Raw genomic sequence first — 26,278 nt, forward strand, 5'->3', positions numbered from 1 at the left:
ATGACGGGTTGAGGGATCGGGTGCGGGTGCCGGCCGAGCCGCCTTGGTTGGGGCCTCAGGCGGCTCGGGTGTTGCGGCGGATCTTGGTGCGGCGGGGGCGTGCCGAGACGGATCGGGAGGCGTCGTGAGTGCGGCGGCCGATGGGTGGGCGACGCTGGATGAGTTGTTGGGGATGGAGGCGCTCGCCGCGGAGGTGGGTAGCGGGGGTGGGGCTGGGCGGTTGGCGTTCTATGGGCGGTGTTCGACGGAGGACAACCAGGATCCGGCGACGTCGAAGGCGTGGCAGTTGGGGGAGGCGGCTCGGTTCGTGGAGCCGTTGGGTGGGGAGATCGTGGCGGAGTACTTCGATATCGGGCAGTCGCGGTCGTTGCCGTGGGAGCGGCGGGATGAGGCGAGCCGGATTCTGCGGGCCTTGAAGGACCCGAACCGAGGCTGGGACGGGCTCGTCGTAGGAGAGGCGACTCGGTGTTGGTTCAGTAATCAGTTCAGTCTGACCTGGCCGAAGTTCGATCGGTTCGGGGTGTCGTTGTGGATTCCGAGTTTGGGTGGGCGGTTCGATCCGGAGAACACGGTGCACGACATGGCGATGACGATTACGGGTGGGTTGTCGAAGTCGGAGCGGCAGCATGTGCAGAAGCGGTTGTGGGCGGCGATGGCTGCGCAGGTGTTGATTGATGGGCGGTTGAGGGTGGGCGGGCGGCGTACGGGTATCGGGTGGTGGATGGCGGGCCGCATCCGCATCCGAGGCAGGCGGCGGAGGGGCAGCGGTTGCGGGTGATGGTGGTCGACGAGCCGGCGGCTGCTGTCGTACGGGGGATCTTTGAGATGTATCTCGACGGGTGGGGGCGGAAGGCGATTGCTGAGCAGTTGAATCGGGAGGGTGTGCCGTGTCCGTCGGCGCATACGCCGGATCAGAATCGGCATCGGGTCATGGATGGGTGGCAGCACAGCACGATCGCGGCCGTGTTGGAGAATCCGCGGTACACGGGGTACGCGATTTATGGGCGGTGGCAGAAGGTTGAGGAGCTGCTGGATCCTGATGATGTTGCCGCGGGCTACGTTGTGAAGTTTCGGCGGTCGCCGCAGGCGAGGATCGTGCGGTCGCGGAATCCGGCGCATCCGGAGGTTGTGTCGGTGGAGGTGTTCACGGCTGCTGAGTTGGAGAAGCGGCGGCGTCGGGTGGGTGGGCAGAAGGGGTGGTCGGGTCAGCCGCGGCGGACGGCGCCGAGGCGGCGGACTTACGTCTTACGGGGACGGATTACTTGCTCGATTTGCCGGCGTCGGTTTGAGGGGGCGGCGCGGCGTGAGGAGACGATCTACTACCGGTGCAATGCGCGGACGTTGGTGCCGGGGTCGGCGGTGGCGCTGGTACATCCTCGGCAGATCTATTTGCGTGAGGATGCGGTGGTGCCGGCGTTGAATCGGTGGGTGGGGACGTTGTTCGATCCGTTGCATCGGGAGGCGACGATCGAGGCGCTTGTGGTCGAGGGCGATCTTGAGAGTGATCGAGGTGCGTATGTCGAGGAACTGCGTGGGCGTGTCCGTGCGGCGAAGGTCACTATGGATCGGGCCCGGAAAGCGCTGGAAGCGGGGTGGGATCCGGCGGAATTGCGGGATCAGTACAACGCGGCGGCCACGGAGAGGCAGGTTGCGGAGCGGGCGCTGGCGGCGGTGCCGGATCGTGAGGTGCTGAATCGTGATCAACTGGTGACGTATGTCGAGGAGTTGGGGGATGTGGGGCGGGCGCTCGACGCTGCTGATCCGGCGGAGCTGAGTGAGTTGTACGCGGCGCTGAAACTGGGCCTTACATACAACTACGCCGACCAGGCGGTCGGCGTAGAGATCGATCCGATGAGGGACCGTGGGGATAAGTTGCGTGTCCGAGGGGGGACTTGAACCCCCACGCCCCGTAAAGGGCACTAGCACCTCAAGCTAGCGCGTCTGCCTATTCCGCCACCCGGACAGGTGGTCTGCGCCTCAGTGGCGCCGACCGGAGAACAGTAGCAAACAACGGGCGGGGAATTCACATCGGGTGGGTGGGGGTGTTCGATGGGGGTGGTTGAAGGTTCGAGGAGAGAGGGTGGGTGTGGTGGGGACTGTTGATGTGGCAGCTATTGAGGTGGAGCGGGAGCGGTTGAGGGGGGAGTACTTGGGGGGTGCGCGGGTGGGGAGTACGGCGCGGGGGTTGCATCATGTGGCGGTGTTGTGTGCGGACGTCGAGCGGACGATCCGGTTCTACCAGGGGGTGCTGGGGTTTCCGTTGACGGAGATCGTGGGGAATCGGGACTACGCGGGGTCGAGTCACTTCTTCTTCGATATCGGGAACGGGAATCTGCTGGCGTTCTTCGACTTCCCGGGGCTGGAGCTGGGGGAGTACGCGGAGGTGCTGGGCGGGTTGCATCATCTGGCGATCTCGGTGGAGCCGGAGCGGTGGGTGGAGCTGAAGGGACGGCTGGACGGGGCGGGGGTGGAGTACCTGGAGGAGAGTGGGACGTCGATCTACTTCCGGGACCCGGACGGCGCGCGGGTGGAGCTGATCTCGGACCCGCTGGGGGAGATGTACGGGCTGAGCGTGCTCTGAGGGAGGATGGGGCGTATGACGACTTCGACCGAGCGCCCGTCGTACGCCGCCGATGCCGAGGTGGTGGAGCTGTGCAGTGAGCTGATCCGGTTCGACACCACGAACTACGGCAACGGGAAGAGCAACGGCGAGCGGGACGCCGCGGAGTACGTCGCGGCCAAACTCGACGAGGTCGGGATCGAGTCGACGATCTACGAGTCGGAGCCGGGCCGGGCGACGCTGGTGGCGCACTGGGAGGGCGAGGACCAGAGCGCCGATCCGCTGCTCGTGCATGGGCACCTGGACGTCGTCCCGGCCGACCCGAAGGACTGGAAGGTCGACCCGTTCGCGGGGGAGATCTTCGACGGGTGCGTGTGGGGCCGCGGCGCGGTCGACATGAAGGACTTCGACGCGATGGTGCTGTCCGTCGTCCGGGCGCGCCAGCGGGCCGGGGTGAAGCCGCGGCGTCCGGTGCGGCTGGTGTTCACGGCCGACGAGGAGGCCGGCGGCGTGTACGGCGCCCAGTGGCTGATCAACAACCACCCGGACACCGTCGCGGACTGCTCCGAGGGCATCGGCGAGGTCGGCGGGTTCTCGATCACGGTCAAGGACGACCTGCGGCTGTACCTGATCGAGACGGCCGAGAAGGGTATGAACTGGATGCGCCTGAAGGCCCGCGGGACGGCGGGCCACGGGTCGATGATCAACACCGACAACGCGGTCACGAACCTGGTCGAGGCCGTCACCCGGATCGGCGGGCACGAGTGGCCGCTGCGGGTCACGCCGACCGTCCGTGAGTTCCTCAAGACGCTGGAGGACGTGCTCGGCACCGAGCTCGACCCCGAGGACATGACCGAGACGCTGTCCAAACTCGGCAGCTTCAGCCGGATGTTCGGCGCGACCATCCGCAACACCGCCAACCCGACGATGCTGAACGCCGGCTACAAGGTGAACGTCATCCCCGGGGACGCCGAGGCCCACATCGACGGCCGCTTCCTGCCCGGGTACGAGGACGAGTTCTTCGCGACCATCGACGAGCTGATCGGCGACAAGGTCCAGCGCGAGACCGTCGTCGAGGACATCGCGCTGGAGACCGAGTTCAGCGGCGGCCTGGTCGAGGCGATGAAGGCCTGCCTGGCCGCCGAGGACCCGCAGAGCCGCACGGCCCCGCTGCTGATGTCCGGCGGCACCGACGCCAAGTCCTGGAGCCGCCTCGGCGTCCGCTGCTTCGGTTTCGTCCCCCTGCAGCTGCCGCCCGACCTCGACTTCATGGGCATGTTCCACGGGATCGACGAGCGCGTCCCGACCGCCTCCCTCGAGTTCGGCTCCCGCGTCCTCGACCGCTTCCTCGACCAAGCCTGACGAAAGCCCTGACGAAAGGTACGCCGATGCCCGAGGTGCCCCGGTTCCATCTGGCCATGCCCGTCGACGACCTGGACGCCGCGCGCGCGTTCTACGGCGAGGTCCTCGGGCTCACCCAAGGACGCAGCTCCGACACCTGGATCGACTGGAACCTGTTCGGCCACCAGTTCGTGACGCATCTCGCGGGGGAGCGGGTGCAGCGAATCCACAACCCGGTGGACGGGCACGACGTACCGGTGCCGCATTTCGGCTGCGTGCTCACGGTCGAGCGGTTCCAGGAGTTCGCGGCCCGGCTGAAGGCCGCGGGGACGGGGTTCGTGATCGAGCCGTACGTGCGGTTCGAGGGTCAGACCGGCGAGCAGTGGACGATGTTCTTCCTGGATCCGGCCGGGAACGCACTCGAGTTCAAGGCGTTCGCGGACGACGCTCAGGTGTTCGCGAGCTAGTCAGGAAGTACTGGCCGGCGGCGTACGTCGACATCGTCAAGGCGCTCCGGCCGCGGAAATCCCGGCCGGACATCCGGTACGCGATCAGCGCGTCGGAGACCAGGAAGAGCAAGCCGCCGAGGCCGGCGCGTGGGCTGTGCCAGCGCGCGAAGACAGCGGTTGCGGTGAGCAACAAAGCGTAGGCGGCGACGGGAATCTGCTGGCTGCCGAGACCGGGCGACAGGGCAGCGATCAGGGCGGCCCAGAGAGCGGCGTAGGCGGCAAGAACACGCCAGTCGCGCGCGGTCGACCGGCCCGCGTAGAACGCCAGGTAGCACGCGTGGGCGGCGGCGAAGGCTGCGATACCGGCGAGCTCGAAACGGGTCTCGAGCAGGAGGTCGCCGGCGGCCGACGCGAGGAGCGCGGCCTGCAGGAGCGGGTGGGCGTGCTGCGATCGGGTCCAGGAGAGCAGCAACGGCATGAGCGAGACCTTGCTGGCTTCGCGGAGGATCTTGACGTCGAGGGCGACGGCGGCGACCTGCACCGCCGTCGCGCTCCAGTACGCCGTCAACCGCCGCCGGTCGCTCGCGAGGCGCCTCAGGTTCATGGCGCCGAGTCTGCCGCACCGGCCGCGGTCGCGGCGGGCCGTTCACGACAAGTTCAGCAAGGTTTGACGGCGCTGTAGTTCAGTCCGTTCCAGGTGAACTGGCCGTGCCAGGCGCCCGGGGTGAGGACGGGGTCGCTGCCCTGGTCCGAGATCAGGGTCGCCCGGGTGCCGCCGGTCTGGTTGTTCACGTAGGACCAGAAGTCCGTGGGGTAGGGGTAGGTTTCGCAGCGGAGGAAGTCGGTGCGGTCGCCGCTGTAGCCGGAGCCGGTGTACACGCAGAAGTTGCCGTAGGCGCAGGTCGAGGGGTCACCCCATTGGCCGGCGGACTGGACGGTCGTGACCGCGCCGCCGTCGGCCCAGCGGACCTGGTTCGCCGAGATCTGCTGCCCGCCGTGCTTCGCCAGGACGGCGTCGACTCGACGCTGGACGGCGGCATCGGGGCCGGCGGCGACGGCGGGCGAGCTCAGCGGGATCACGGCCAGCACGGCGACCGCCAGAATGCGAGAGATGAACATCGATGACCTTTCGGATCATGGGCGGATCTTCAGGGCTCCCGCACCCTAACCTCCGGGAGGCTCATGCCTAGGGCAACAAGTTCAGCGTTTCGCGGAGTCGGCGGAGACGGGTCATCAAGGGTTGGGGTGGGGTATGGGCGGTGACGACGGAGAGGGTGAGGCGGTGGCGGAAGGGGGCGGGGACCAGGCGTTCGCCGGGGTGGAGTTCGGTGGCCAGGGCGCTGCGGGGGACGAGGGCCAGGTGGGTGCGGCGGCGGGCCATGGCGACGGTGGTGTTGAGGGTGACGCCGCGGCGGGGGTGGGCGCCGAGGGCGACCAGGCGGGCCGCGATGTCGTCGGAGCCGCGGTCGTAGGTGGAGAAGGGGATGGGGCGGTCTTTGAGGGGGTGTTTGCCGGTGGCGGGGAGAGCGGCGCCGGCGGGGACGAAGAGGACCAGTTCGTCGCGGCCTACGCGGCGGGCGATGGTGTTGCGCGGGAGCGTCATCTGGTCGGCGATGGCGATGAAGGCGCCGTCCAGGGTGCCTTCGGCGACGCGCTCGACGAGGAACTGGCCGTGGTCGACGACCTGGTCGATGTCGAGCTCGGCGTCCAGGACGGGGAAGAGGATCGGGGCGAGGCTGGCGAAGGTGCCGATGACGAGGCGGCGGCCGGTGGCGGCGGTGCGGGTGGCGGCGTAGACCTCTTCGAGGTGGCCGAGGATGTGGTCGGCGCGGCGGCCGAGCTCGGTGCCGGCGGGGGTGGGACGGGCGCCGCGGGTGTCGCGGTCGAAGAGTTTGGCGCCGCAGTGCCGCTCGAGGCGGGCCAGGCGCTGCGAGGCGGCCGGCTGGGAGATGCGCAGTTCGCGGGCCGCCGTACCGACCGCGCCGGTGCGCAGGATGGCCTGGACCAGGAGCAGGTCCTCGACGGCGGGTAATGAAGCCATAGGCTCAGATTATGGGTTGCGTCAAGCAACGACCGGCTACCGATGAATGCTGAACCCGCAAAGAATCAAGGGCATGAGAGATGCCATCACCCTGTTGGTCGGCGGGGCGATCGCGGAGCTGGCGTTCCGGATCGCGCAGGTTGCGCTGCCACTCGTCGTGCTGCAGGAGACCGGGTCAGTGGCCGCGACCGGGCTGGCTGGGGGCGCGGCAGGGCTACCGGTGTTGCTGTCGCCGTGGTGGGCGCGTCGGGCGCGGCAGTCGGTGGACTCCGGGCCGCGGTTGGCCGTCGTCGCGGCGGGGTCGGCTGGTGCGTTGGCGATCGTGCCGGCTGCGGCTGGGCTGGGTGTGCTGTCGCCGTGGTTGCTGGTGGTGAGTGGGTTGCTGCTCGGCGCGGGTGACGCGCTGGCCGCGCCCGGCCGGACGGCGTTGCTGGCCGACACCGGCGACCGGTGGGGCCCTGGGCGGGCGGTGGTCCTGCTGACCTGGCAGGACGGCCTGCGCCGGGTCGGCATGGTCGTCGGGCCGCCGATGGCTGCCGTTGCAGTAGCCGCCGGGGTCACGATTGGACTGCTGTGGGTCGAGGCGGCAGCGGTGCTCGCGGGCGGCCTCGCGGCAGCGCTGGTCCGGGGCGAGGGCCGGAGTGGGGAGGCGCCGTCGATCCGCGGCAGCCTGAGTGGACGGCGAGAGGTCGCGCTCGGCTGGATCATCCGCGGCACGGGCTGCCTGACCTGGTTCGCATTCACCCTCGGCCTGTCGGTGCTAGGCGCGCAGCGCGGTCAGCCGGCGGTCTACCTGGCCGCAGGCATGAGCGGGTACGGCGTTGGCGCGGTCCTCGGGACCGTCGTCGCCATGCAGCTCGTCCGCCGAGTCGAGCCGGTACGGCTGGCGGCGGTGACCTGGGCGGTAGTCGGGCTGTGCTGGGCCGGGATGGGCCTCTGGACGAAACCACTGAGCATTGCTCTGCTGGCTGCCCTCGCCGGGACGGCCGTGGTCTGGGGCATCGCCGCCATCTCCGCGATCATCACCCAGACCTCGACCGGCGCCGACCGGCGGGCGCTGCTCTCCGGCCAGTCCGTCGTGGTGAACGCGTGCAGCTCGGCCGGTCTGCTCGCCGGCGGTCCGATCATCGCGGTGATCGGCGCCCAGAGCACCCTGATCGCCTCCGGCCTGCTGACCACGCTCGTCGCCGCTGCCGTCGGCTACCTGGCCAGGTCGATCCCGAAGCCAGGCCGGTCGGCGAGCGTCAGTACGCCGTCCGCGAGCGTGTAGCCGTCGTCGACGGTGCCCGTCGTGTGGCCGGGGACGCCCTCGATGATGTCCACGTTGCCCAGGCCGGCGGCGAGGTGGGCGGCGTACAGGGTCTTCAAGGGCAGGCCCCAGGCGTGTGGTGAGGCCTTGATCGGCAGGTCGGGCATGGTCCGGCGCCAGGCGGTGAGGCCGTGGCCGACGACGTCCATCAGCGCGACGTCGATCAGACCGGCGGCGGCCAGCCGCAGGATGTGGCCGACGTTCGGGTCGAACTCGCCGTCGGCGATCCGCTCCGGCCGGGCGGGGTGGTGGCGCAGGTACTCCAGATCCTCCCAGCGCTCCGCGAGCGGCTCCTCGAGCCAGTAGAGCCGGACGTCGGCGACGGCGTCCAGGTAGGCGGTCAGGGTGTTCATCGAGTAGCCGTCGTTCGCGTCGACCAGGACGTCGGCGTCCGGGTAGAGCTCGCGGGTCTGCCGGGTGACGGCGATGTCGCGCTCCAGCCCGGCGTCGTGCGGCATCCAGCGGTAGCCGCGGCCGATCTTGAGCTTGAAGTCGCGGAACCCGAAGGCGTGATCCTGCGCCAGGTTCTGCGCGATCACCGGCAGGCCGCTGTCCAGGTCGTCGAAGTAGATCCCGCCGCTGTAGCACCGGACGGACGGCGCTCCGGCCGCCCCGAGCAGTACGTGCACCGGGACGTCGAGCACCCGCGCGGCGAGGTCGTGCAGCGGGTAGTCCAGGAACAGCGCCCCGGCGTCGATCACCCCGATCGACGGCTCGATCAGCTCGGCCAGGTTCCGGCCGATCAGGGCGGCCGGGTCGCCCGGCCCGAGCGCGAGCCCCCACCCGGTCGCGCCGTGCGACGTGGTGACGACGTACGCCGTCTCGGTCGCGCCGCTGCCGTGGTCGCCGCGGAACGAGTTCCGGCCGACGGGCCGCAGGTAGCGGGCGCCGACCTCGGTGGTCGTGATCGAGCTGATGACGTGCTGGGAGAGCGTCATCCCTGCAACCTATCCAGCCGCAGGCGTGCCGAACCCCAGGAGAGCTAGAACGTGCGCATGACCTTGATGATGCGGCGGCGGAGCCAGACGCGGCGGGTGCCGTCGGGGTAGCGGCGGAGGCGGGCCAGCTCCCAGCCGCCGTACTCGGCGTGCTCGGTGAGCAGGCGCCGGACCGCGCCGCGGGTTTCCGTTCGGGAGACTTCGAACTGCTGCAGCTCGTATTCGGCCATCCGCACCTCCAGCTACCTCGACAGCGTCGTCCTCACGAGACATCCTCCAGCGCGGCCGCGATGGCCGGCGGCAGAGTCAGCTCCTCAACACCCAGCACCGACTTCAGCTGCGGCGCCGTCCGGGCGCCGACGATCGCCGCCGACACGCCGGGCCGGTCCCGCACCCAGGTGAGCGCGACCTCGAGCGGGCTCCAGCCGAGCCCGTCCGCGGCGCGTGCCACCGCCTCCACGATGCCCGAACCGCGGCCGTCGAGGTAGGGGTCGACGAATCTCGACAAATGCTGAGACGCCGCCCGGGAATCCGCCGGGATGCCGGTGCGGTACTTCCCGGTCAGCACGCCGCGCCCCAGCGGCGACCACGCGAGGACGCCGATGCCCAGCCCGCCGGCCGCCCGGATCGCGTCGGCCTCGGCGTCCCGGGCGAGGAGCGAGTACTCCACCTGGTTCGAGACCGGGACGGCGCGGCCGGGCCAGGCCTGCTGCCAGGTGACGGCGCGGGCCGACTTCCACCCCGCGTAGTTCGAGACGCCGACGTACCGGACCTTGCCCGAGTTCACCGCGTGGTCGAGCGCGGACAGCGTCTCCTCCAGCGGGACGTCGTCGGACCACGTGTGCAGCTGCCAGAGGTCGATGTAGTCGACGCCGAGCCGGCGCAGGGAAGCATCCAGATCGCGGAGCAGCGCGCCGCGCGAGGTGTCGGTGATCCGCTCGCCGCGGCGGACGCTGAACCCGGCTTTGGTCGCGATCACCACGTCGTCGCGCTCGACCACGTCGCCGAGCAGGGACCCGATCAGCCGCTCGCTGTCGCCGTCGCCGTACGCCGCGGCGGTGTCGATCAGCGTGCCGCCGGCGGCGGCGAACGCGGCGAGCTGCTCACGCGCCTCGTGCTCGTCGGTGTCCCGCCCCCAGGACATGGTGCCCAGGCCGAGCCGGCTCACCGCCAGACCACTGTGACCGAGATAGCGCTGCTGCATAACCCGAGCCTATTGCGGCCCACCGACAACCTCTCGCTAGGCTCGCCAGTCATGCGACTCGGACTGAACATCGGCTTCGTCTTCGGCGACGAGCACCTGGACCATCTGAAGCTGGTGAAGGAGGCCGAGGCGCTCGGCTTCTCGGTCACCTGGGCGGCGGAGGCGTACGGCTCGGACGCCGCCACCCTGCTGACCTGGATCGCCGCGCAGACGACGACCATCGACGTCGGCGCCGCCGTGTTCCAGATCCCGGCCCGGACGCCCGCGATGACCGCGATGACGGCCGCGACGCTGGACCGGCTGTCCGGCGGCCGGTTCCGGCTCGGGCTCGGCGTGTCGGGGCCGCAGGTGTCCGAGGGGTGGCACGGCGTCCGCTTCGACAAGCCGTTGGCCCGCACTCGCGAGTACGTTGCCATCGTCAACGCCGCCCTGCGGCGCGAGACGGTGGAGTTCCACGGCGAGCACTTCACGCTGCCGCTGCCGGACGGTCCCGGCAAGGCGCTGAAGCTGTCCAGCCGCCCGCTCCGCGACCACGTGCCGGTCTACCTGGCCGCGGTCGGCCCGAAGAACCTCGAGCTGGCCGGCGAGATCGCCGACGGCTGGCTCGGCATCCTGAACGACCCCGCCTATCTTGGAGAGCAGTTGAAACACATCGAGACGGGACGCCAGTCCCGTCAGCTGGGGCTCGACGGTTTCGACGTCGTCGCTTCGGTTCCGCTGATGACCGGTGACGATCTGAACGCCGCCGCCGACCCGATCCGCGGGTACGCCGCGCTGTACATCGGCGGGATGGGCAGCCGGGAGAAGAACTTCTACAACGCGCTCGCCGTCCGGATGGGCTACGCCGACGAGGCCAAGCAGATCCAGGACCTGTACCTGGCCAAACAGCACCGGGACGCGATGGCCGCCGTCCCGCAGGGCTTCATCGACGGCATCTCGCTGCTCGGCGGCAAGGAGCGGCTGGCCGAGAAACTGACCGCGTACGCCGAAGCGGGTGTGACGACCGCCGCCGTGACGCCGTTCGCGCCGACCGTCGACCAGCGGATCGCCGACCTGCGCGTGCTGGCCGAGGCCCTCGAACTCGCCGGGGTCGGTGCCTGACCTTGACCATCTGGGACGCCATCATCCTCGGCATCGTCGAGGGTCTGACCGAATTCCTGCCGATCTCCAGCACCGGCCACCTGACGATCACGTCGAAGGCCCTCGGGCTGCCGATCGACGACCCGAGCGTGACCGCGTTCACCGCGGTGATCCAGTTCGGCGCGATCGCCGCGGTCGTGTTCTACATGTGGGGCGACATCCGCCGGTACGCCGTCGCCTGGTTCAAGGGGCTGACCAAACCCGAGCACCGCGGCACGTTCGACCACCGGATGGGCTGGTACGTCGTGATCGGCTCGCTGCCGATCTGCATCGTCGGCTTCCTGGCCCGCGACATCATCTCCGGGCCGCTGCGCAGTATGTGGTGGGTCGCGGGCTCGCTGATCGTCTGGTCGTTCTTCATGGTCGCGGCCGAGCGGCTGGGCTCGAAGAAGCGGCCGCTGGAGAAGGTCACGCTGACCGACGCGATCGTGATGGGCGTGATCCAGTGCCTGGCGCTGATCCCGGGCGTCTCGCGCTCCGGCGCGACGATGACGGCCGGTATGTTCCGCGGCCTGGAGCGGGTCGCCGTGACCCGGATCGCGTTCCTGCTCGGCATCCCGGCGCTGGTCGGCGCGGCCGTCTTCCAGCTGCCTGACGCGCTCGGCGGGGACGTCGGCGTCGTCCCGCTGATCGTCGGTACAGTCGTCAGCTTCATCGTCGGCTACGCCTCGGTCGCCTGGCTGATCCGGTTCGTCGCGAAGCACACCACCGAGGTGTTCGCCTTCTACCGGCTGCTGCTCGGCATCGTCATCCTGATCCTGCTGGCCACCAGCACGATCACGGCGACGTAGCTAGAGCCAGCCGACCTTGCGGAACAGGCCGTACATGGTTCCGCAGACGCCGCCCATCAGCAGCAGGACGGCGTAGTACCCGAAGTGCCAGCGCAGCTCGGGCATGTTGTCGAAGTTCATGCCGTAGATGCCGGCCAGCATGGTCGGCACCGCGGCGATCATCACCCAGGCCGAGATCTTGCGCATGTCGTCGTTCTGCTGGACCGAGACACGGGCCAGATGCGCGTTCAGCGCCGAGCTGAGCAGCGTGTCGAGCCCGTCGGTCTGCTCGGAGACGCGGACGACGTGGTCGGCGACGTCGCGGAAGAACGGCGCGGCCTTCGCGTTGATGCCGGGGACGCCGTGCGCGAACGCCTCCATGGGTTCGCGCAGCGGGAAGATCGCCCGGCGCATCTCCAGGACCTCGCGTTTGAGTTTGTAGATCCGCTCGGCGTCGCTGGTCCGCTCGGGGGAGAAGACCGAGGTCTCGACCTCGTCGACGTCCACCTCGACCTGCTCGGCCACCTCCTCGTAGCCGTCGACGATCGCGTCGCAGATCGCCCACAGGACGGCGGCCGGGCCGTGGCCGAGCATCGAGGCGCGCTCCTCGAGCGCGTGCCGGGTGGTGGCCAGCTCGGCGCCGTCGCCGTGCCGGACGGTGACGACGTACCGGGGGCCGACGAAGACGCTGACCTGCCCGGTCTCCACCTGGTCGCCCTCGTCGACGTACCAGAGCGTGCGCAGGACGACGACCAGCGCGTCGCCGTAGCGCTCGACCTTGGGCCGCTCGTGCGCGCGGACGGCGTCCTCGACGGCGAGCTCGTGCAGCCCGAACAGCTGCTGGACGCGGCGCATCTCGGCGTCCGTGGGCTCGTGCAGGCCGACCCAGCCGAAGGTGTGGTCCTGCTCGTCGAGGGTCTGCGCGACGGTCTCGGGCTCCTTCGGCAGATCGAGCCGCTCGCCCTCGGCGTACACCCCGCAATCGACGATCACCCGCCCATCATGGCACCGCGAGTTGCCCGGACCGGCTAACGTGCACCTCATGCCCACGGTGATTCTGGTCCGGCACGGCCGTAGTAGCTCGAACACGTCCGGCACGCTGGCCGGGCGCACGCCGGGCGTGAAGCTGGACGAGACCGGCGTCCAGCAGGCCGACGCGGTCGCGCAGCGGCTCGCCGGGCTGCCGCTGGCCGCCATCATCACGTCGCCGCTGGAGCGCTGCCGGCAGACCGCGGCCGCGATCGCCAAACAGCACTCCGGCCTGCGTCCGGCGACCGACCGCCGGCTGACGGAGTGCGGCTACGGCGACTGGACCGGCCAGAAGATCGCCACGCTGGCGAAGGATCCGCTGTGGGCCGTCGTCCAGGCGCATCCGTCGTCCGTGACGTTCCCGAACGGTGAATCGATGCGTGCGATGCAGCAGCGCGGGGTGGACGCGATCCGGGCGCACAACGCCGCCCTGCCGGACGACGCGATCTGGGTGGCCGTCTCGCACGGCGACGTGATCAAGGCGATCGTGGCCGATGCCCTCGGCCAGCATCTGGACACCTTCCAGCGGATCGTCGTCGACACCGCCTCCACCACGATCATCACCTACACCCAGACCCGGCCGTTCCTGGTCCGCCTCAACGACACCGGCAGCGAGCTGGCGTCGCTCGTCCCGAAACCCGCCGCCAAGGGCAAAAAGCAGTCCTCGGACGCGGTCGTCGGCGGACGGTAATAGGGTCTCAGGTATGGCACGCGTCGTTCACTCGTACGACGGACCCGAGCGGTTCGTCGCCGGCACCGTGGGGGAACCCGGTGCGAGGACCTTCTTCCTGCAGGCCCGGGCCGGCTCCCGGCTGACCTCGGTGGCCTGTGAGAAGGAACAGGTGATGGCGCTCGCGGAGCGGCTGGACGTGATGCTGGACGAGGTCGCGCGGCGGTTCGAGCGCGAGCCGGCGACGCCGACCGGGCCGGATGACACCGATCCGCTGGAGCAGCCGATCGAGGAGGAGTTCCGGGCCGGCACCATGACGCTGGCCTGGGAGGCCGACGCCGAGCGGGTGGTGATCGAGGTGTTCTCGGTCGTCACCGCCGAGCAGGCCGAGCTCGACGAGGAGGACCCGGTCGCCGCGGCGATGGAGTCCGAGGACGGCGAGGTGTTCATCGTCCGGCTCAGCGAGCAGCAGGCCCGCGCGTTCGCGCGGCGCGCGGTGGCGCTGGTCGCCTCCGGCCGGCCGAGCTGCCCGTTCTGCGGCCGCCCGATCGATGCCGAAGGCCACATCTGCCCGCGCGCCAACGGCTACCGCAGGCACCTGCCGGAATGATCGAGCTGCTCGCACAGGGGGAGCTGTCCCTGCACGGCCGGCTGACGGCTGCTTCGAACGGCACCTTCCAGGGCGCGGTGAGCCTGGGCGGGGAGACCGCGACGGTGGTCTACAAGCCGGTCCAGGGCGAGCGCCCGCTGTGGGATTTCCCTGACGGCACGCTCGCTCAGCGCGAGTACGCGGCGTACGTCGTCTCCGAGACGCTCGGCTGGTCGATCGTCCCGCCGACGCTGCTGCGGGACGGGCCGCTCGGCGAGGGCATGGTCCAGCTGTGGATCGACGAGGCCGAGCTGACCGCGGGGGAGACCGAGCTGGTCGACATCGTTCCGCAGGGGCGGGTACCCGCGGGCTGGGTCGGCGTCCTGGATGCGCTGGACGGGCGGCACAACCCGGTCACGCTCGTGCACGCCGACACGGCCGAGCTGCGGCGGATGGCGGTATTCGATGCCGTGGTCAACAATGCGGACCGCAAGGGCGGCCACGTGCTGAACCCGGGGGACGGACGCGTCTTCGGCGTCGACCACGGAGTGACGTTCAACGCCGACGACAAGCTGCGGACGGTGTTGTGGGGCTGGGCCGGTGAGCCGATCGCGGCCGACCTGCTGGACGACGTCCGCCGGTTGTCGGACGGGCTGGCGGGTGGTCTCGGGCAGGAGCTGCTTGAGCTGATCACCTCGGTCGAGCTGACCGCGACGCGCGAGCGTTGCGCGACTCTGCTGAAGACCGGCGTGTTCCCCTACCCGAGTGAGGACTGGCCCGCCATTCCGTGGCCGGCCTTCTGATAGCTGCTCGGGCTGAGGCCGCGCTCGCGTTTGAAGGCGGCGCTGAAGCCGAACGCATCGGCGTACCCGACCCGTCTGGCGACGGTCGCGACCGTCGCGCCGGGCTCGGCGAGCAGATCGGCGGCCAGTGTCATCCGTAGCTCGGTCAGGTAGGTGAGCGGGGCCTGGCCGGTCAGCTCGGTGAAGCGGCGGACGAGCGTCGTCCGGGAGACGGCCGCGACCTCGGCGAGGTTGGCGAGCGTCCAGCCGGTGGCGGGGGAGTTGTGCATCGCTTGCAGGACGGGACCGGCGACGTCGTCGGCGAGCGCGCCGTACCAGGGCGGCGGGTTGGCCTCGAACCACTCGCGGAGAGTGCAGATCATCAGCCAGTCGAGGAGCCGGTCGGGGCTGAGCCGGCCGAGGCCGCGGGCCGCGACCCGCTCCTCCAGGTAGTCGAGGAGTGGGGTGCAGTCGTGGTCGTCAGTGACGACCACGACCGGTGGTAGCTCGTCGAGCAGCCGGCGGGGGAGCTCCTGCCGGACGTGGTACGCGCCCGCCATCAGGACGGTGCCGTCGGACTGCTGCGCTTGGTCGACGTTGCCGTCGCAGCGGACGTCGATCGTCGGGCCGGTCCGGTCGGGGTCGTCGGTGAACACGAACGGGTGCGGGCCGCGGATGATCGCGGTCTGACCTGGGGCGATGCGCTGAGGGTCGGCACCGGCCGCGACGAGCCAGCCCGCGCCGCGGAGCGGGGTGCAGAAGGTGAGGGCAGCGCCGTCGACGAAGCGGAGCGCGTACGGCGGCGTCAGCACCGGCGTACCGAGGACGGCGCCTTCGGCGCGCAGACCGCGGAGCAGGTCGTCGAGGGGATGCATGCGGTCCACTGTATGGGCCGGGTGCACATGCGGTCGGTCCGTTCGGCCATGGGAACGGCGGTGGGCTCTGGATTGACTACTGGTATGACGATTTTGGTGTTAGGGGCAACAGGTAAGACCGGCCGGCGCGTGGTGCGGCGGTTGCGGGAGCAGGGCGCCGACGTGCGGGCCGCGTCGCGGTCGAGTGCGACGCAATTCGACTGGGCGGATCGTTCGACGTGGGCGGATGCCGTTGCCGGGGTGGACGCGCTGTATCTGGTCGCGCCGGAGGATCCCGCGGTGATCGAGCCGTTCGTGACGGCGTCCGGCGTACCGCGGATCGTGGTGTTGTCGGGCCGGGGGATGGACAAGGCGGCGGGACGGTTCGGGGCCGGGATGGCCGCGGCGGAGCGCGTCGTCCAGGCCTCGGGGGCGGAGTGGACGATCCTGCGGGCGAACAACTTCATGCAGAACTTCGACGAGGATCTGTGGCACGAGCCGGTGCTGAGCGGGCGGCTGGGGTTGCCGGCGGGGGAGGTGCGGGAGCCGTTCATCGACGTCGAGGATGTGGCGGAGGTCGCGGCGACCGTGCTGACATCGGCGGGGCATGGCGGGCAGATCTACGAGCTGTCCGGGCCGGAGGCGCTGACCTTCGGGGAGGCGATGGAGACGATCGGCAAGGTGTCCGGGCGGTCCGTCGAATACGCGGCGCTGACGGCGTCGACGTACCGGGAGGAGCTCGTGGCGGCCGGCTGGCCGGGGGAGGCCGCGGACGAGCTGAACGGGATGTTCGCGATCATGGCCGAAGGGCATCTGGCGACGCCGACCGATGAGGTGGCGCGGTTGCTCGGGCGGCCGGCAGCGACCTTCGCGGCGTACGCCGAGCGGGTCTGGGCAGGGTAACCGACGTCCGGGCGGGACGGCGGCGCGACCGGGGAATGGAACCGTGTCGGCTCGCGCGATTCCGGGCTGACATAAGCTCCAGGACATGCAGGCGTGGACGAATCCAGACATCCCGGTCGTGCCGGGCCCCGCCCGGCGGCTGCGGCTGCACGACACCGCGTCCGGCGGTCCGGTCGAGGTGCCGCCGGCCTCCGGCGGCACGGCGCGGATGTACGTGTGCGGGATCACGCCGTACGACGCGACGCACATGGGCCACGCCGCGACCTACGTCACGTTCGACCTGGTCAACCGGCTCTGGCGGGACGCCGGGTACGAGGTCGTCTACACGCAGAACATCACCGACGTCGACGACCCGCTGCTGGAGCGCGCGGCCGCGACCGGCGTCGACTGGACCGACCTGGCGCACCAGGAGATCCAGCTGTTCCGCGACGACATGACCGCGCTGCGCGTCATCCCGCCGCAGCACTACATCGGCGTCGTCGAGTCGATCGATCTGGTCGCGAACGCGGTGGCCGAGTTGCAGCGCGCCGGGGCCGTGTACTCGGTCGACGGCGACCTGTACTTCGCGGTGAAGGCCGACCCGGCGTTCGGCGGCGTCTCGAACTACGACCGCGAGACGATGACCGCGCTGTTCGCCGAGCGCGGCGGCGACCCGGATCGGGCCGGTAAGCAGGACCCGCTGGACAGCCTGCTCTGGCGGCACGAGCGCGACGGCGAACCGGCCTGGGACTCGCCGGTCGGCCGCGGCCGGCCGGGCTGGCATGTCGAGTGCTCCGCGATCGCTCTCGAACACCTCGGGATGAGCTTCGACGTCCAGGGCGGCGGCTCCGACCTGATCTTCCCGCACCACGAGATGTCGGCCAGCGGCGCACAGGTTGCCACCGGCAAGCATCCGTTCGCGCGCGCCTACGTCCACCAGGCGATGGTCGGCCTGGACGGCGAGAAGATGTCGAAGTCCAAGGGCAATCTGGTCCTGGTCTCCAAAGAGCGCCTCGCCGGGACGGACCCGATGGCGATCCGCCTGGCCCTGCTGGCGCATCACTACCGCACCGACTGGTTCTGGACGCCGGAGGGTCTGCTCGAGGCGCAGAACCGGCTCGACCTGTGGCGCGCAGCCATCACCCGGGGCACCGCCGCCGACGCCGCTCCGGTGGTCGACGCGCTCCGCGCGGCCCTCACCAACGACCTGGACACCCCGGCTGCGCTGTCGGCTGTGGACACCTGGGCCGAGTCGAACGGCGACGACCCCGCGGCGGCCGCCGCAGTCGCTCAGGCCGTGGACGCCCTGCTCGGCATCAAGCTCTGAGCCCGGGCTAGCCGCTACGCGGCATCATGCCCGAACGCTGACGCCTGCCCTCCGCAATCAATCTTGTACAAGAGTTCTTGTCTAATCGCCGGGGCGCAGCGCGCGGTTTTCAGGGAAAGCGGGACGGCAGCGACGGTAAGGACAGGAGGTAGTCGCTCCAGCCGGTGCCCGGCCGCCTGGCGGGAGGCGGCCGGCGGTCCGATCGACGGACTACCTCATGTCGTTAGCGACGAGATCAGCCGGTGACGGGGAGGTGGGTCTTGACCGGGGTGGGCCGCGGGGCGGCCGGGGGCTGGTGGACCGGGGGTGTGGGCTTGGGGGTGGTCGGCTTCGGGGTCGGCTTGTGGACGACCGGTTTGGCGCAGGTGGCGGAGGCCAGCTTGATGACCTGAGCGCCGTTGCCGAGGTTGATCGTGAGCGCGGTGATCGTGAACGAGCCGTCCGCGTTCTTGGTCTGCTGGTTGACCGCGAGCGAGATGAGCGGGTTCGCGGGTGTGCTGAACGACTGGCTGGTGGTCGGGATGGAGAGTTTCTGGCCGAGCAGCGTCAGCGAGCCGAGGTCGACGCCGCCCTTGGCGCCGGAGCACCACACGTTGACGGCGTCCAGCGCCAGCAGGGAGCTGGGCGGGGTCAGCAGCAACTTGCAGAGCTCGGGGAGGTTCTTGACCGGCAGGTCCTGGAGGCTCAGCGGCGGGAGTGGGAGGCCGAGGTCGGGGAGCGCCAGGTCCGGGATCGGCAGGTCGCCGGCGCCGGTCGGCGGGAGCGTGTCGCACTGCTTCTTCAGATCCGGCGGGATCGGGATCTGGGCCAGCGCGCCGGCGCCGATCGAGAGGTCGATCAGCTCGACCGAGGCCGAGTTGTTGCCCGCGGTGACCGTCCCCGCGCGGACATCGAGCAGCGGGTTGTCCGGGAGCTCGAGTGCGGACGACGACACCCGCTTGCCGTCCGCGGACTCGACGTACGGCGTCTTGTTGATCGGCAGCTGGCCTTCGCCGCTGACGGCGTACGCCGAGGAGGGCCGGGCGGCGGCGTTGCCGACGGGGGTGCTGGCGACCAGGCTGAACGCGACGACGCCGAGGACGGCGGCGGCGGTCACGACGGTCGGCACGAGCTGTCGTCGCATCTGCGGACTCCTCACATCAACTCACTTGTTGTCGATCAGAACGAGTGTCCCGAGCGGGACGCGCTGAAGTTTGGCCAAGGCGGTCTTCGGCACCCGGACGCACCCGGCGCTGATCGCCGCGCCGAACACGTCGGCACGCGGCCAGCCGTGGATCGCGACCGTACCAGGGCCGCCACCGAACGTGTCGAGAGTAGGACTGTGCGCACCCAAGGGCAGCACGATCGGGGACGCCGAGCGTTTGTGGTCGACGATCGAGCCGAGCAGGAAGGTCCGCCCGGCCGGGGTCGGGGTCTTGCGCGCGCCGACGCCGGCCTTCCAGACGCCGAGCCGGCGGCCCTTCTCGAAGAGCTCGATCGTCCGGGACGCCGTGTGCACGCGGATCAGGTACGACGACGTCGCGCGCTGCAGCCCGTCTTCGCGCAGCCACCCGGTCGACCGGTTCGGCTTCGAGGGCAGCAGCACCCGCACCCACCCGTCGGTCTGCTCGACCACGGGCAACCAGGTCGGCCCGAACTGCTGCGGCGCGATCTTCCCGAACGGCTCGCCGTCCGGCGCGTTGTAGAGGGCCGACTCCACCGGCGGGTGGACGACGGCCCCGGACGTCGTCGCGTACGGCTCGGTGTCGAGCGGCGCGGTCGCGATCGTGGACTGCGTACTGGACGCCGAGAGCAGGGTCAGATCGACCGGCGGCGGCTCCTCCGACTTGTCCCCGAAGATGCCGATGTAAGCGACCACGCCGAGGATGACGAGCACGGCAAGGGCCGGGATCGAACTGCTACCCCGCTCCGACTTGCGCATCCGCCTGCTCCCCGTGACCGTCCAGCCGTCGCCGACGACTGTAGGCCGAACCGGGCGGTTATGTAACCCGTGAGTAGCAAATTACTGCGCGTCAGCGCGATTCACTGGGCGTCCGGGTGATTCTTGTTCCGCCGGCGCAGGTAGCGCTCGAACTCGGCGGCGATCGCGTCGCCGGAGGCCTCGGGCAGGTCGGCGGTGTCGCGCTGCTCCTCCAGGGACTGGACGTACTCGGCGACCTCCGGGTCCTCCTCGGAGAGCTCGTCGGCGCCGCGCTGCCAGGCGCGGGCCAGCTCGGGCAGCTCGCCCTCGGGGATCTGCAGGTCGAGCAGCGCCTCGATCTTGCCGAGCAGCGCGAGCGAGGCCTTCGGGCAGGCGGTACCCGCGATGTAGTGCGGGATCGCGGACCAGATCGAGACCGCCGGGACGCCGAGCTGGCCGCAGAAGTCGGCGAAGACGCCGGTGATCCCGGTCGAGCCCTCGTAGGTCGACGGCTCGAGGCTCCAGGACGCGTTCAGCTCGGCGTCCGAGGACGTCGCCGAGACCGGGATCGGCCGGGTGTGCGGCGAGTCGGCGAGCAGGGCGCCGAGGACGACGACGATCTGCGCGTTCGACTCGTCGACGACCTCGAGCAGCTCCTGGGTGAAACCGCGCCAGCGCATGTTCGGCTCGATCCCGCGGATCAGCAGGACGTCGCGGTCGGTGTCGTCCGGCCGGGCCAGGTAGATCCGGGTCGTCGGCCAGGTCAGCCGGCGCTCGCCGTTCTCGTCGAAACCGACCTCGGGCCGGTTCACCTGGAAGTCGTAGTACTCCTCGGGGTCGATCTCGGTGACGAGCTCGGCGTTCCACTGCTCGACCAGATGGTCGACCGCTCCGGTGGCGGCTTCGGCCGCGTCGTTCCAGCCCGCGAACGCGGCGATCACGACCGGGTCCCTCAGGTTCGCGAGGTCAACCACTCGCAGGCCCCCTGTCGTCTTGTCAGCGATCCGGCGCGACCGCCGGATTCCGGACTGCCAGCCTACGTCGTTCCGCCGACGGACGTGCCGCGTTTCACCTCCAGCGGAACGTGTCGGAAAATGGTTCCCGGAACCGTCGTCGAGTGAGGAGTCGCAGTGCTGCAGGCTGTGCTGTGGGACATGGATGGAACGCTGGTGGACTCCGAGAAGGTCTGGGCCGCGGTGCAGCTGCGCCTGATCCCGGAGCTCGGCGGGACGTGGACCGACGAGGACAGCCTCGGGCTGCTCGGCAGCGACCTCCGGGACGCGGCCCAGGTCTGGCTGGCCGCGCTGCCGGCCGGGGTGATCACGGCCGAGGAGCTGGCCGGCCGGATCTTCACCGAGGTGGTCGAGGAGCTGCGCCGCGAGGTGGAGTTCATGCCGGGCGCGCTGGAGCTGCTGACCGGTCTGCGGGACGCCGGGATCCCGTGCGGACTGGTGTCGGCGTCGTACCGGGTGATGATCGAGGCGGTGCTCGGGCACCTGCCGGCCGATCCGTTCGACGTGATCATCGCCGGCGACGAGGTCGTCAACGGCAAGCCGAACCCGGAGCCGTACCTGGCCGCGGCGGCCAAGCTGGGCGTCGACCCGGCCAACTGCGTCGTCATCGAGGACTCGCCGACCGGAACAGCGGCGGGGACGGCGGCCGGCGCGTACGTGGTCGCCGTACCGCATTTCGTCCCGATCCCGGAGGCGCCGCGCCGGTTGGTCGTGGGGTCGCTGGAGACGGTGACGCCGGAGTCGCTGCGCGACTTGCTCCGCTGAAGCGTTACCGTCACCTGGTGCCCTCGGGGGCCGTTACTGGGGTATTGGGCTGGGAGGGGTGAGATGGTGAGCGAGTTGTGGCGGCGGGTCGCCGTGACGGCCGCGGTCGGCGGGATGTGCGCCGGCGTGGCGTCCTGTGGCGATCCGGATGACAACGCGCCGCACACCGGCGCCTCGACGCCGCCCGAGCTGGTGATCCGGGTGGTGACGACGGATGCGCCGACCTCGCTCGACCCCGCCGGCCGGTACGACGTCGCGTCCCGGACCGTGCAGGGGAACGTGTTCCAGACGTTGCTGACGATCCTCCCGGGCAAGCCGACCCCCGTGCCGGATGCGGCGGACTGCCAGTTCGACTCGCCGACGACGTACACGTGCAGCCTGAAGGAAGGGCTGAAGTTCCCCAACGGGCACGACCTGACGTCGTCGGACGTGCGGTTCAGTTTCGAGCGGATGATCGCGCTGAAGACGCCCGAGGGGCCCGCGCCGCTGTTCGCGTCGGTGACGTCGGTGAGCACGCCGGACGAGCTGACGGCTGTGTTCAACCTGAAGGCTCCGGACGCGCGGCTGCCGTATCTGCTGACGACGACCGGCGCGTCGATCGTGGACGAGGAGTCGTACCCGAAGAACAAGCTGCTGGAGACGTCGGCGATCGGCAGCGGGCCGTACCAGGTGACGGAGTACAAGCCGGGGGAGTCGGTGACGCTGGCGAAGTTCACGGCGTACAAGGGCTCCCGGGGCCCGCGGAACGACGGCGTCCGGATCACGACGGTGCCGGATGCCGTCGCCCTGAACCGGGAGATCACCGCGGGGAAGGCCGATGTCGCCTACCGCGGGTTCACCATCGGCCAGCTGGACAAGCTGCGGACGTCGGACAAGGTGCAGGTGGTCGAGTCGCCGGACGCGTCGATCCGCGCGTTCGCGTTCCAGCTGCGGTCGGCGACGGCGCGCAAGCCCGGCGTCCGGCGGGCGATCGCGCAGCTGATCGATCGGCCGGCGCTGGTGAAGAAGGCGTACGCCGAGCACGTCGACCCGCTGTACTCGCTGGTCCCGCCGGGCTTCGGCGGGGCGACGGAGGCGTTCCGGTCGGAGTACAAGCAGCCGAACAAGGCGGCCGCGGCCGCGATGCTGAAGGGTGTCGCGCTCCCGGTGCCGCTGACGATCGGGTGGACGCCGTCGCGGTACGGGCCGGGCTCGAAGGCCGAGGTGCTGGAGCTCAAGCGGCAGCTGGACGCGTCGGGGCTGTTCCGGGTGACGCTGCGCAGCGCGGAGTGGCCGCAGTACCAGCAGGCGGTGAAGGCCGGGTTCTACGACCTCTACCACGTGGGCTGGATCCCGGAGTACCCGGACGCGGACGACTATCTGGCGCCGTTCATCGGCGCGGGCGGCCCGTTCCCGATCGGTTACCGCTCGGCCGCGGCGAACCGGTTGCTGCAGCAGGAGCGGTCGGAGCAGAACGGCATCCGGCGCGACGAGCTGCTGGGGCAGCTGCAGGAGGTCTTCGCGCGCGAGGTCCCGGTGCTGCCGGTGTGGCAGGGGCGACTCACCGTGGTCGCGGCGGCGGAGCTGGAGAACGTGACCGGAGTGCTTGATCCGCTCGCGTTCCTGCACCTCTCCGCGCTGCGTAAATGACACAAAAATGCCATGGCAGTAACGTTTCGGGACATCCTGGCGACCCTGCGTACGGCGGCGTGATTCACTGCGATCCTGTCCACGATACGGGACGATGTACTAGGGGTCACGATCGGGCAACGGGGGTTCGCAGAGTTTGACTCCGGAGCGTCGTGGCGGCAGGTTTAGGCGGCGGTCGGACGCGGTTTTCGGAGACTTCGAACTTGGGAGCGGATCTGGTGACAGCACCACTTGAGGTTGAGCCCGGGGCGGCGAAGGCCGATCCCGAGGCGGTGCTTCGTGGAGCGGGGCCGATCGAGGGCCGGTCGCTGAGCAAGATCGCGTGGACCCGGCTGCGCCGCGACAAGGTCGCGCTGGCCGGCCTGGTGGTGATCGTGCTGCTGATCTTGATGGCGGTCTTCGCGCCGCTGATCGTGAAGCTGATCGGCCACCCGCCGAACGAGTTCAACCAGGACCTGATCGACACCAAGGGCGGCACGCTGGCCCCGCTGGGGACGTTCGGCGGGATGAGCTGGGAGCACCCGCTGGGCGTCGAGCCGGTGAACGGCCGCGACATCATGAGCCGGGTCATCTACGGTTCCCGGATCTCGCTGCTGATCGCGTTCTTCGCGACGCTGCTGTCGGTCGTGATCGGGACGACGCTGGGCACCATCGCCGGTTTCTTCGGCGGCTGGGTGGACCAGCTGATCAGCCGGATCATGGACGTCTTCCTGGCGTTCCCGCTGCTGGTGTTCGCGATCGCGCTGGCCGGCGTGGTGCCGGACGACGCGTTCGGCCTGAAGGGCGACAGTCTGCGGATCACGCTGCTGATCTTCATCATCGGCTTCTTCAACTGGCCCTACATCGGCCGGATCGTGCGCGGTCAGGCGCTGTCGCTGCGCGAGCGCGAGTTCGTCGACGCGGCCCGCAGCCTGGGCGCCCGGCGGCCGTACCTGCTGTTCACGGAGATGCTCCCGAATCTCGTCGCGCCGATCCTGGTCTACGCGACGCTGCTGATTCCGACCAACATCCTGTTCGAGGCCGCGCTGTCGTTCCTGGGCGTCGGCGTCCGGGCGCCGACGGCGACCTGGGGCGGCATGCTGTCGGATGCCGTCACCTACTACACGATGCCGCACTTCATGTTGTGGCCCGGTCTGGCCATCTTCATCACGGTGCTGGCCTTCAACCTGTTCGGTGACGGGTTGCGCGACGCACTCGATCCGCGCTCACGCTGAGCCGATCAACTGGTACTGACACTCATAACTGGTACTGCAACATTAAGGGGTGTAGGGGCACGATGAGCGCGAAACGATGGAAGGTGGGGGTCGGTCTGTCCGTCGCCCTGGCGCTGGGCCTGTCGGCCTGCGGCGGGAGCGGTTCGGGCGGCGACCAGGGGACGACCGGCGGCGCCAAGTCCGAGTTCAACGCGGCGCTGGACAAGGTGGTGAACCCGTCGGACAAGAAGGGCGGGATCGTCAAGCTCGCCAACGGCGACGACTGGGACAGCCTGGACCCGGGTGAGACCTACTACGGCTACGCGTGGAACTTCTCGCGGCTGTACGGGCGCTCGCTGCTGATGTTCAAGCCGGCTCCGGGTAAGGAGGGCAACGAGATCGTGCCCGACCTGGCCGAGGGTCTCGGTCAGGCCTCCGACGGCGGCAAGACCTGGACGTACAAGCTCCGTGCGGGCGTGAAGTTCGAGGACGGCACCCCGATCACGTCCAAGGACGTGAAGTACGCCGTCCTGCGGTCGACCGACAAGCAGACCTTCCCGAACGGGCCGGCCTACTTCGAGGCGATGCTGAACCTGCCGGCCGGTTACAAAGGCCCGTACAAGTCGAAGGGCGTGAACACCGACTCGGCGATCAGCACCCCGAACGACCAGACGATCGTCTTCCACCTGAAGAACGCCTTCGGTGGGTTCGACTACCTGGCCCAGCTGCCGCAGACGATGCCGGTGCCGGAGGCCAAGGACACGGGCGCGAAGTACCGCGAGCACGTGATCTCCAGCGGCCCGTACAAGTTCGACAAGGTCGAGGCCGGCAAGCGGTTCAACCTGATCCGCAACGACCAGTGGGACCAGGCCACCGACCCGAACCGCAAGGCGCTGCCGGACGGTTACGAGGTCGCGCTGAAGGCGAACGCCGACGACATCGACAACCGGATCATCTCCGGTGACCTCGACGTCGACGTCCAGGGCACCGGCGTCCAGCCGGCGTCGCTGAGCAAGGTCCTGACGGACCCGGCGCTGAAGGCGACCGCGGACAACCCGACGATCGCGCGGCTGTGGTACACCTCGGTCAACGCGACGGTGCCGCCGCTGAACAACATCGAGTGCCGTAAGGCGATCCAGTACGGCATGGACCGGACCAGCTACCAGACCGCGTACGGCGGCGAGTTCTCCGGCGGTTCGATGGCGACCACGATCATGCCCCCGCTCATCCCGGGCTACCAGCAGTTCGACCTGTACCCGTCGGACGGCGGCAAGGGCGACCAGGCCAAGGCCAAGGAAGCCCTGACCAAGTGCGGTCAGCCGAACGGCTTCGCCACCAACATGGCCTACCGTTCGGACCGGCCGCGGGAGAAGGCGACCGCGGAGGCCTTCCAGCAGGCGCTGAAGCCGCTCGGCATCAACCTGACGCTGAAGGGTTACCCGTCGGGTGACTACTTCTCGCAGTACGCCGGCAACCCGCCGTTCGTCGTCGCGAACAAGATCGGCCTGGCCACCAACGGCTGGGGTGCGGACTGGCCGGACGGCTACGGCTTCCTGTCGCAGATCGTGGACAGCCGCGTCATCCGGGAGACCGGTGGCTCGTCGAACACCAGCGTCCGGATCCCCGACGTCGACAAGATGCTGGACGCGGCGATCGCCGAGACCGACAACGCGAAGCGGGAGGCGCTCTGGTCGCCGATCGACAAGCGGGTCATGGAAGAGGCCGTGATCTACCCGGGTGTGTACGCCAAGAGCCTGCTGGTGCGGCCGAAGAACCTCACCAACGTGTTCATCAGCGACGCGTTCAACATGTACGACTACCTGGCGCTGGGCGTGAAGTAGCGGTTCCCGTTCCGAAGACTCACGGTTAGGCAGGTGAAGGCGACGAGGGCCC

Annotated in this window: 28 protein-coding genes and 1 tRNA gene; 17 read left to right on the forward strand and 12 right to left on the reverse strand. The window is 69.7% G+C overall.

Annotation, left to right across the window (positions count from 1 at the left end; all coding sequences use genetic code 11):
- Positions 1-124: 124 nt before the first annotated feature.
- Both ACZ6ZD_RS27120 and ACZ6ZD_RS27125 read left to right on the forward strand, forming a co-directional pair.
- Positions 125-778, forward strand: a complete 654-nt coding sequence (locus ACZ6ZD_RS27120) for a recombinase family protein (RefSeq protein WP_465676729.1) — start codon at positions 125-127, stop codon at positions 776-778.
- On the forward strand, positions 778-1,896 hold the full coding sequence (locus ACZ6ZD_RS27125) for a recombinase family protein (protein WP_465676730.1): 1,119 nt from the start codon (positions 778-780) through the stop codon (positions 1,894-1,896). Before ACZ6ZD_RS27120 ends, ACZ6ZD_RS27125 begins: the two co-directional genes overlap by 1 nt.
- Here ACZ6ZD_RS27125 and ACZ6ZD_RS27130 read toward each other — a convergent pair.
- A tRNA-Leu gene (locus ACZ6ZD_RS27130) sits at positions 1,878-1,963 on the reverse strand. The two genes, ACZ6ZD_RS27125 and ACZ6ZD_RS27130, sit on opposite strands and share 19 nt — an antisense overlap.
- Before the next feature lie 201 nt (positions 1,964-2,164).
- Here ACZ6ZD_RS27130 and ACZ6ZD_RS27135 point away from each other — a divergent pair.
- Genes ACZ6ZD_RS27135 through ACZ6ZD_RS27145 form a run of 3 tightly spaced genes read left to right on the forward strand, consistent with a single transcriptional unit; the run spans position 2,165 to position 4,368 of the window.
- Positions 2,165-2,581 carry a VOC family protein gene (locus ACZ6ZD_RS27135; protein WP_465676731.1) on the forward strand — a complete coding sequence of 139 codons (417 nt, stop codon included), beginning with the start codon at positions 2,165-2,167 and terminating at the stop codon, positions 2,579-2,581.
- A 15-nt stretch (positions 2,582-2,596) separates the two neighbouring features.
- On the forward strand, positions 2,597-3,922 hold the full coding sequence (locus ACZ6ZD_RS27140) for a M20/M25/M40 family metallo-hydrolase (protein ID WP_465676732.1): 1,326 nt from the start codon (positions 2,597-2,599) through the stop codon (positions 3,920-3,922).
- A 26-nt stretch (positions 3,923-3,948) separates the two neighbouring features.
- On the forward strand, positions 3,949-4,368 hold the full coding sequence (locus ACZ6ZD_RS27145) for a VOC family protein (protein ID WP_465676733.1): 420 nt from the start codon (positions 3,949-3,951) through the stop codon (positions 4,366-4,368).
- On the opposite strand, the gene ACZ6ZD_RS27150 is transcribed toward ACZ6ZD_RS27145, so the two are convergent.
- The 3 genes from ACZ6ZD_RS27150 to ACZ6ZD_RS27160 form a co-directional block, all read right to left on the reverse strand.
- Positions 4,328-4,954 (reverse strand): lysoplasmalogenase family protein, encoded by a 627-nt coding sequence (locus tag ACZ6ZD_RS27150; protein ID WP_465676734.1) that lies wholly within the window; start codon positions 4,952-4,954, stop codon positions 4,328-4,330. The genes ACZ6ZD_RS27145 and ACZ6ZD_RS27150 overlap by 41 nt on opposite strands.
- Positions 4,955-5,007: 53 nt before the next feature.
- The gene (locus ACZ6ZD_RS27155) at positions 5,008-5,469 is read right to left on the reverse strand and encodes a hypothetical protein (RefSeq protein WP_465676735.1); all 462 of its coding nucleotides are present in this window, start codon (positions 5,467-5,469) and stop codon (positions 5,008-5,010) included.
- Between the two features lie 67 nt (positions 5,470-5,536).
- Positions 5,537-6,391 (reverse strand): LysR family transcriptional regulator, encoded by an 855-nt coding sequence (locus ACZ6ZD_RS27160; RefSeq protein ID WP_465676736.1) that lies wholly within the window; start codon positions 6,389-6,391, stop codon positions 5,537-5,539.
- A gap of 73 nt (positions 6,392-6,464) precedes the next feature.
- Here ACZ6ZD_RS27160 and ACZ6ZD_RS27165 point away from each other — a divergent pair, with 73 nt between their 5' ends.
- A complete protein-coding gene (locus tag ACZ6ZD_RS27165) occupies positions 6,465-7,661 on the forward strand; it encodes an MFS transporter (RefSeq protein ID WP_465676737.1) in 1,197 nt (398 codons plus the stop codon).
- Here ACZ6ZD_RS27165 and ACZ6ZD_RS27170 read toward each other — a convergent pair.
- Genes ACZ6ZD_RS27170 through ACZ6ZD_RS27180 form a run of 3 tightly spaced genes read right to left on the reverse strand, consistent with a single transcriptional unit; the run spans position 7,592 to position 9,842 of the window.
- Positions 7,592-8,638, reverse strand: coding sequence for a mandelate racemase/muconate lactonizing enzyme family protein (locus ACZ6ZD_RS27170; protein WP_465676738.1), 1,047 nt, complete (start codon positions 8,636-8,638; stop codon positions 7,592-7,594). The genes ACZ6ZD_RS27165 and ACZ6ZD_RS27170 overlap by 70 nt on opposite strands.
- A gap of 44 nt (positions 8,639-8,682) precedes the next feature.
- Positions 8,683-8,868 carry a DUF5703 family protein gene (locus tag ACZ6ZD_RS27175; protein WP_171673053.1) on the reverse strand — a complete coding sequence of 62 codons (186 nt, stop codon included), beginning with the start codon at positions 8,866-8,868 and terminating at the stop codon, positions 8,683-8,685.
- Positions 8,869-8,900: 32 nt separating this feature from the next.
- Positions 8,901-9,842: an aldo/keto reductase gene (locus tag ACZ6ZD_RS27180; RefSeq protein WP_465676739.1), complete on the reverse strand. Its 942-nt coding sequence runs from the start codon at positions 9,840-9,842 to the stop codon at positions 8,901-8,903.
- 51 nt (positions 9,843-9,893) lie between these two features.
- On the opposite strand from ACZ6ZD_RS27180, the gene ACZ6ZD_RS27185 reads away from it, so the two are divergent.
- Both ACZ6ZD_RS27185 and ACZ6ZD_RS27190 read left to right on the forward strand, forming a co-directional pair.
- Entirely contained in the window at positions 9,894-10,943 is a 1,050-nt protein-coding gene (locus ACZ6ZD_RS27185; protein ID WP_465676740.1) for an LLM class F420-dependent oxidoreductase, read from the forward strand.
- Positions 10,944-10,945: 2 nt separating this feature from the next.
- The gene (locus tag ACZ6ZD_RS27190) at positions 10,946-11,773 is read left to right on the forward strand and encodes an undecaprenyl-diphosphate phosphatase (protein WP_465676741.1); all 828 of its coding nucleotides are present in this window, start codon (positions 10,946-10,948) and stop codon (positions 11,771-11,773) included.
- Here ACZ6ZD_RS27190 and corA read toward each other — a convergent pair whose 3' ends face one another.
- Complete coding sequence (gene corA, locus ACZ6ZD_RS27195; RefSeq protein ID WP_465676742.1) at positions 11,774-12,745, reverse strand: magnesium/cobalt transporter CorA; 972 nt, start codon at positions 12,743-12,745, stop codon at positions 11,774-11,776.
- Between the two features lie 49 nt (positions 12,746-12,794).
- Here corA and ACZ6ZD_RS27200 point away from each other — a divergent pair, with 49 nt between their 5' ends.
- The 3 genes from ACZ6ZD_RS27200 to ACZ6ZD_RS27210 are packed head-to-tail and all read left to right on the forward strand — an operon-like array spanning position 12,795 to position 14,843.
- Complete coding sequence (locus ACZ6ZD_RS27200) at positions 12,795-13,472, forward strand: histidine phosphatase family protein (protein ID WP_465676743.1); 678 nt, start codon at positions 12,795-12,797, stop codon at positions 13,470-13,472.
- A gap of 13 nt (positions 13,473-13,485) precedes the next feature.
- Positions 13,486-14,061 carry a DUF3090 domain-containing protein gene (locus ACZ6ZD_RS27205; RefSeq protein WP_465676744.1) on the forward strand — a complete coding sequence of 192 codons (576 nt, stop codon included), beginning with the start codon at positions 13,486-13,488 and terminating at the stop codon, positions 14,059-14,061.
- Positions 14,058-14,843: an SCO1664 family protein gene (locus ACZ6ZD_RS27210; RefSeq protein WP_465676745.1), complete on the forward strand. Its 786-nt coding sequence runs from the start codon at positions 14,058-14,060 to the stop codon at positions 14,841-14,843. Before ACZ6ZD_RS27205 ends, ACZ6ZD_RS27210 begins: the two co-directional genes overlap by 4 nt.
- Here ACZ6ZD_RS27210 and ACZ6ZD_RS27215 read toward each other — a convergent pair.
- Positions 14,798-15,697: an AraC family transcriptional regulator gene (locus tag ACZ6ZD_RS27215; RefSeq protein WP_465676746.1), complete on the reverse strand. Its 900-nt coding sequence runs from the start codon at positions 15,695-15,697 to the stop codon at positions 14,798-14,800. The genes ACZ6ZD_RS27210 and ACZ6ZD_RS27215 overlap by 46 nt on opposite strands.
- Before the next feature lie 84 nt (positions 15,698-15,781).
- Here ACZ6ZD_RS27215 and ACZ6ZD_RS27220 point away from each other — a divergent pair, with 84 nt between their 5' ends.
- Positions 15,782-16,579: an NmrA family NAD(P)-binding protein gene (locus ACZ6ZD_RS27220; RefSeq protein WP_465676747.1), complete on the forward strand. Its 798-nt coding sequence runs from the start codon at positions 15,782-15,784 to the stop codon at positions 16,577-16,579.
- Between the two features lie 85 nt (positions 16,580-16,664).
- Positions 16,665-17,885 (forward strand): cysteine--1-D-myo-inosityl 2-amino-2-deoxy-alpha-D-glucopyranoside ligase, encoded by a 1,221-nt coding sequence (gene mshC / locus ACZ6ZD_RS27225; protein ID WP_465676748.1) that lies wholly within the window; start codon positions 16,665-16,667, stop codon positions 17,883-17,885.
- A gap of 235 nt (positions 17,886-18,120) precedes the next feature.
- Here the strand turns inward: mshC and ACZ6ZD_RS27230 are convergent, their stop codons facing one another.
- From ACZ6ZD_RS27230 to ACZ6ZD_RS27240, 3 genes are all read right to left on the reverse strand, one after another.
- Entirely contained in the window at positions 18,121-19,008 is an 888-nt protein-coding gene (locus ACZ6ZD_RS27230; protein ID WP_465676749.1) for a hypothetical protein, read from the reverse strand.
- Between the two features lie 21 nt (positions 19,009-19,029).
- Positions 19,030-19,806 carry a L,D-transpeptidase gene (locus tag ACZ6ZD_RS27235; RefSeq protein ID WP_465676750.1) on the reverse strand — a complete coding sequence of 259 codons (777 nt, stop codon included), beginning with the start codon at positions 19,804-19,806 and terminating at the stop codon, positions 19,030-19,032.
- A gap of 101 nt (positions 19,807-19,907) precedes the next feature.
- The gene (locus tag ACZ6ZD_RS27240) at positions 19,908-20,759 is read right to left on the reverse strand and encodes a PAC2 family protein (RefSeq protein WP_465676751.1); all 852 of its coding nucleotides are present in this window, start codon (positions 20,757-20,759) and stop codon (positions 19,908-19,910) included.
- 156 nt (positions 20,760-20,915) lie between these two features.
- On the opposite strand from ACZ6ZD_RS27240, the gene ACZ6ZD_RS27245 reads away from it, so the two are divergent.
- The 4 genes from ACZ6ZD_RS27245 to ACZ6ZD_RS27260 all read left to right on the forward strand — a co-directional run bounded on the left by ACZ6ZD_RS27245 (position 20,916) and on the right by ACZ6ZD_RS27260 (position 26,226).
- Positions 20,916-21,563 (forward strand): HAD family hydrolase, encoded by a 648-nt coding sequence (locus tag ACZ6ZD_RS27245; RefSeq protein ID WP_465676752.1) that lies wholly within the window; start codon positions 20,916-20,918, stop codon positions 21,561-21,563.
- 63 nt (positions 21,564-21,626) lie between these two features.
- On the forward strand, positions 21,627-23,192 hold the full coding sequence (locus tag ACZ6ZD_RS27250) for an ABC transporter substrate-binding protein (RefSeq protein WP_465676753.1): 1,566 nt from the start codon (positions 21,627-21,629) through the stop codon (positions 23,190-23,192).
- A 218-nt stretch (positions 23,193-23,410) separates the two neighbouring features.
- On the forward strand, positions 23,411-24,406 hold the full coding sequence (locus ACZ6ZD_RS27255; protein WP_465676754.1) for an ABC transporter permease: 996 nt from the start codon (positions 23,411-23,413) through the stop codon (positions 24,404-24,406).
- 62 nt (positions 24,407-24,468) lie between these two features.
- Complete coding sequence (locus tag ACZ6ZD_RS27260; RefSeq protein WP_465676755.1) at positions 24,469-26,226, forward strand: ABC transporter substrate-binding protein; 1,758 nt, start codon at positions 24,469-24,471, stop codon at positions 26,224-26,226.
- Positions 26,227-26,278: the final 52 nt, after the last annotated feature.

The sequence above is a fragment of the Kribbella sp. NPDC104218 genome, assembly GCF_055584105.1.

What these genes read in the sequence shown, in the direction of transcription:
- ACZ6ZD_RS27125 (WP_465676730.1), top strand. Translation starts at nt 778, where the DNA reads ATGGTGGTCGACGAGCCGGCGGCTGCTGTCGTACGGGGGATCTTTGAG.
- ACZ6ZD_RS27140 (WP_465676732.1), top strand. Translation starts at nt 2,597, where the DNA reads ATGACGACTTCGACCGAGCGCCCGTCGTACGCCGCCGATGCCGAGGTG.
- ACZ6ZD_RS27145 (WP_465676733.1), top strand. Translation starts at nt 3,949, where the DNA reads ATGCCCGAGGTGCCCCGGTTCCATCTGGCCATGCCCGTCGACGACCTG.
- ACZ6ZD_RS27150 (WP_465676734.1), bottom strand. Translation starts at nt 4,954, where the DNA reads ATGAACCTGAGGCGCCTCGCGAGCGACCGGCGGCGGTTGACGGCGTAC.
- ACZ6ZD_RS27155 (WP_465676735.1), bottom strand. Translation starts at nt 5,469, where the DNA reads ATGTTCATCTCTCGCATTCTGGCGGTCGCCGTGCTGGCCGTGATCCCG.
- ACZ6ZD_RS27160 (WP_465676736.1), bottom strand. Translation starts at nt 6,391, where the DNA reads ATGGCTTCATTACCCGCCGTCGAGGACCTGCTCCTGGTCCAGGCCATC.
- ACZ6ZD_RS27165 (WP_465676737.1), top strand. Translation starts at nt 6,465, where the DNA reads ATGAGAGATGCCATCACCCTGTTGGTCGGCGGGGCGATCGCGGAGCTG.
- ACZ6ZD_RS27170 (WP_465676738.1), bottom strand. Translation starts at nt 8,638, where the DNA reads ATGACGCTCTCCCAGCACGTCATCAGCTCGATCACGACCACCGAGGTC.
- ACZ6ZD_RS27175 (WP_171673053.1), bottom strand. Translation starts at nt 8,868, where the DNA reads ATGGCCGAATACGAGCTGCAGCAGTTCGAAGTCTCCCGAACGGAAACC.
- ACZ6ZD_RS27180 (WP_465676739.1), bottom strand. Translation starts at nt 9,842, where the DNA reads ATGCAGCAGCGCTATCTCGGTCACAGTGGTCTGGCGGTGAGCCGGCTC.
- ACZ6ZD_RS27185 (WP_465676740.1), top strand. Translation starts at nt 9,894, where the DNA reads ATGCGACTCGGACTGAACATCGGCTTCGTCTTCGGCGACGAGCACCTG.
- ACZ6ZD_RS27200 (WP_465676743.1), top strand. Translation starts at nt 12,795, where the DNA reads ATGCCCACGGTGATTCTGGTCCGGCACGGCCGTAGTAGCTCGAACACG.
- ACZ6ZD_RS27205 (WP_465676744.1), top strand. Translation starts at nt 13,486, where the DNA reads ATGGCACGCGTCGTTCACTCGTACGACGGACCCGAGCGGTTCGTCGCC.
- ACZ6ZD_RS27210 (WP_465676745.1), top strand. Translation starts at nt 14,058, where the DNA reads ATGATCGAGCTGCTCGCACAGGGGGAGCTGTCCCTGCACGGCCGGCTG.
- ACZ6ZD_RS27215 (WP_465676746.1), bottom strand. Translation starts at nt 15,697, where the DNA reads ATGCATCCCCTCGACGACCTGCTCCGCGGTCTGCGCGCCGAAGGCGCC.
- ACZ6ZD_RS27220 (WP_465676747.1), top strand. Translation starts at nt 15,782, where the DNA reads ATGACGATTTTGGTGTTAGGGGCAACAGGTAAGACCGGCCGGCGCGTG.
- mshC (WP_465676748.1), top strand. Translation starts at nt 16,665, where the DNA reads ATGCAGGCGTGGACGAATCCAGACATCCCGGTCGTGCCGGGCCCCGCC.
- ACZ6ZD_RS27230 (WP_465676749.1), bottom strand. Translation starts at nt 19,008, where the DNA reads ATGCGACGACAGCTCGTGCCGACCGTCGTGACCGCCGCCGCCGTCCTC.
- ACZ6ZD_RS27235 (WP_465676750.1), bottom strand. Translation starts at nt 19,806, where the DNA reads ATGCGCAAGTCGGAGCGGGGTAGCAGTTCGATCCCGGCCCTTGCCGTG.
- ACZ6ZD_RS27250 (WP_465676753.1), top strand. Translation starts at nt 21,627, where the DNA reads ATGGTGAGCGAGTTGTGGCGGCGGGTCGCCGTGACGGCCGCGGTCGGC.
- ACZ6ZD_RS27260 (WP_465676755.1), top strand. Translation starts at nt 24,469, where the DNA reads ATGAGCGCGAAACGATGGAAGGTGGGGGTCGGTCTGTCCGTCGCCCTG.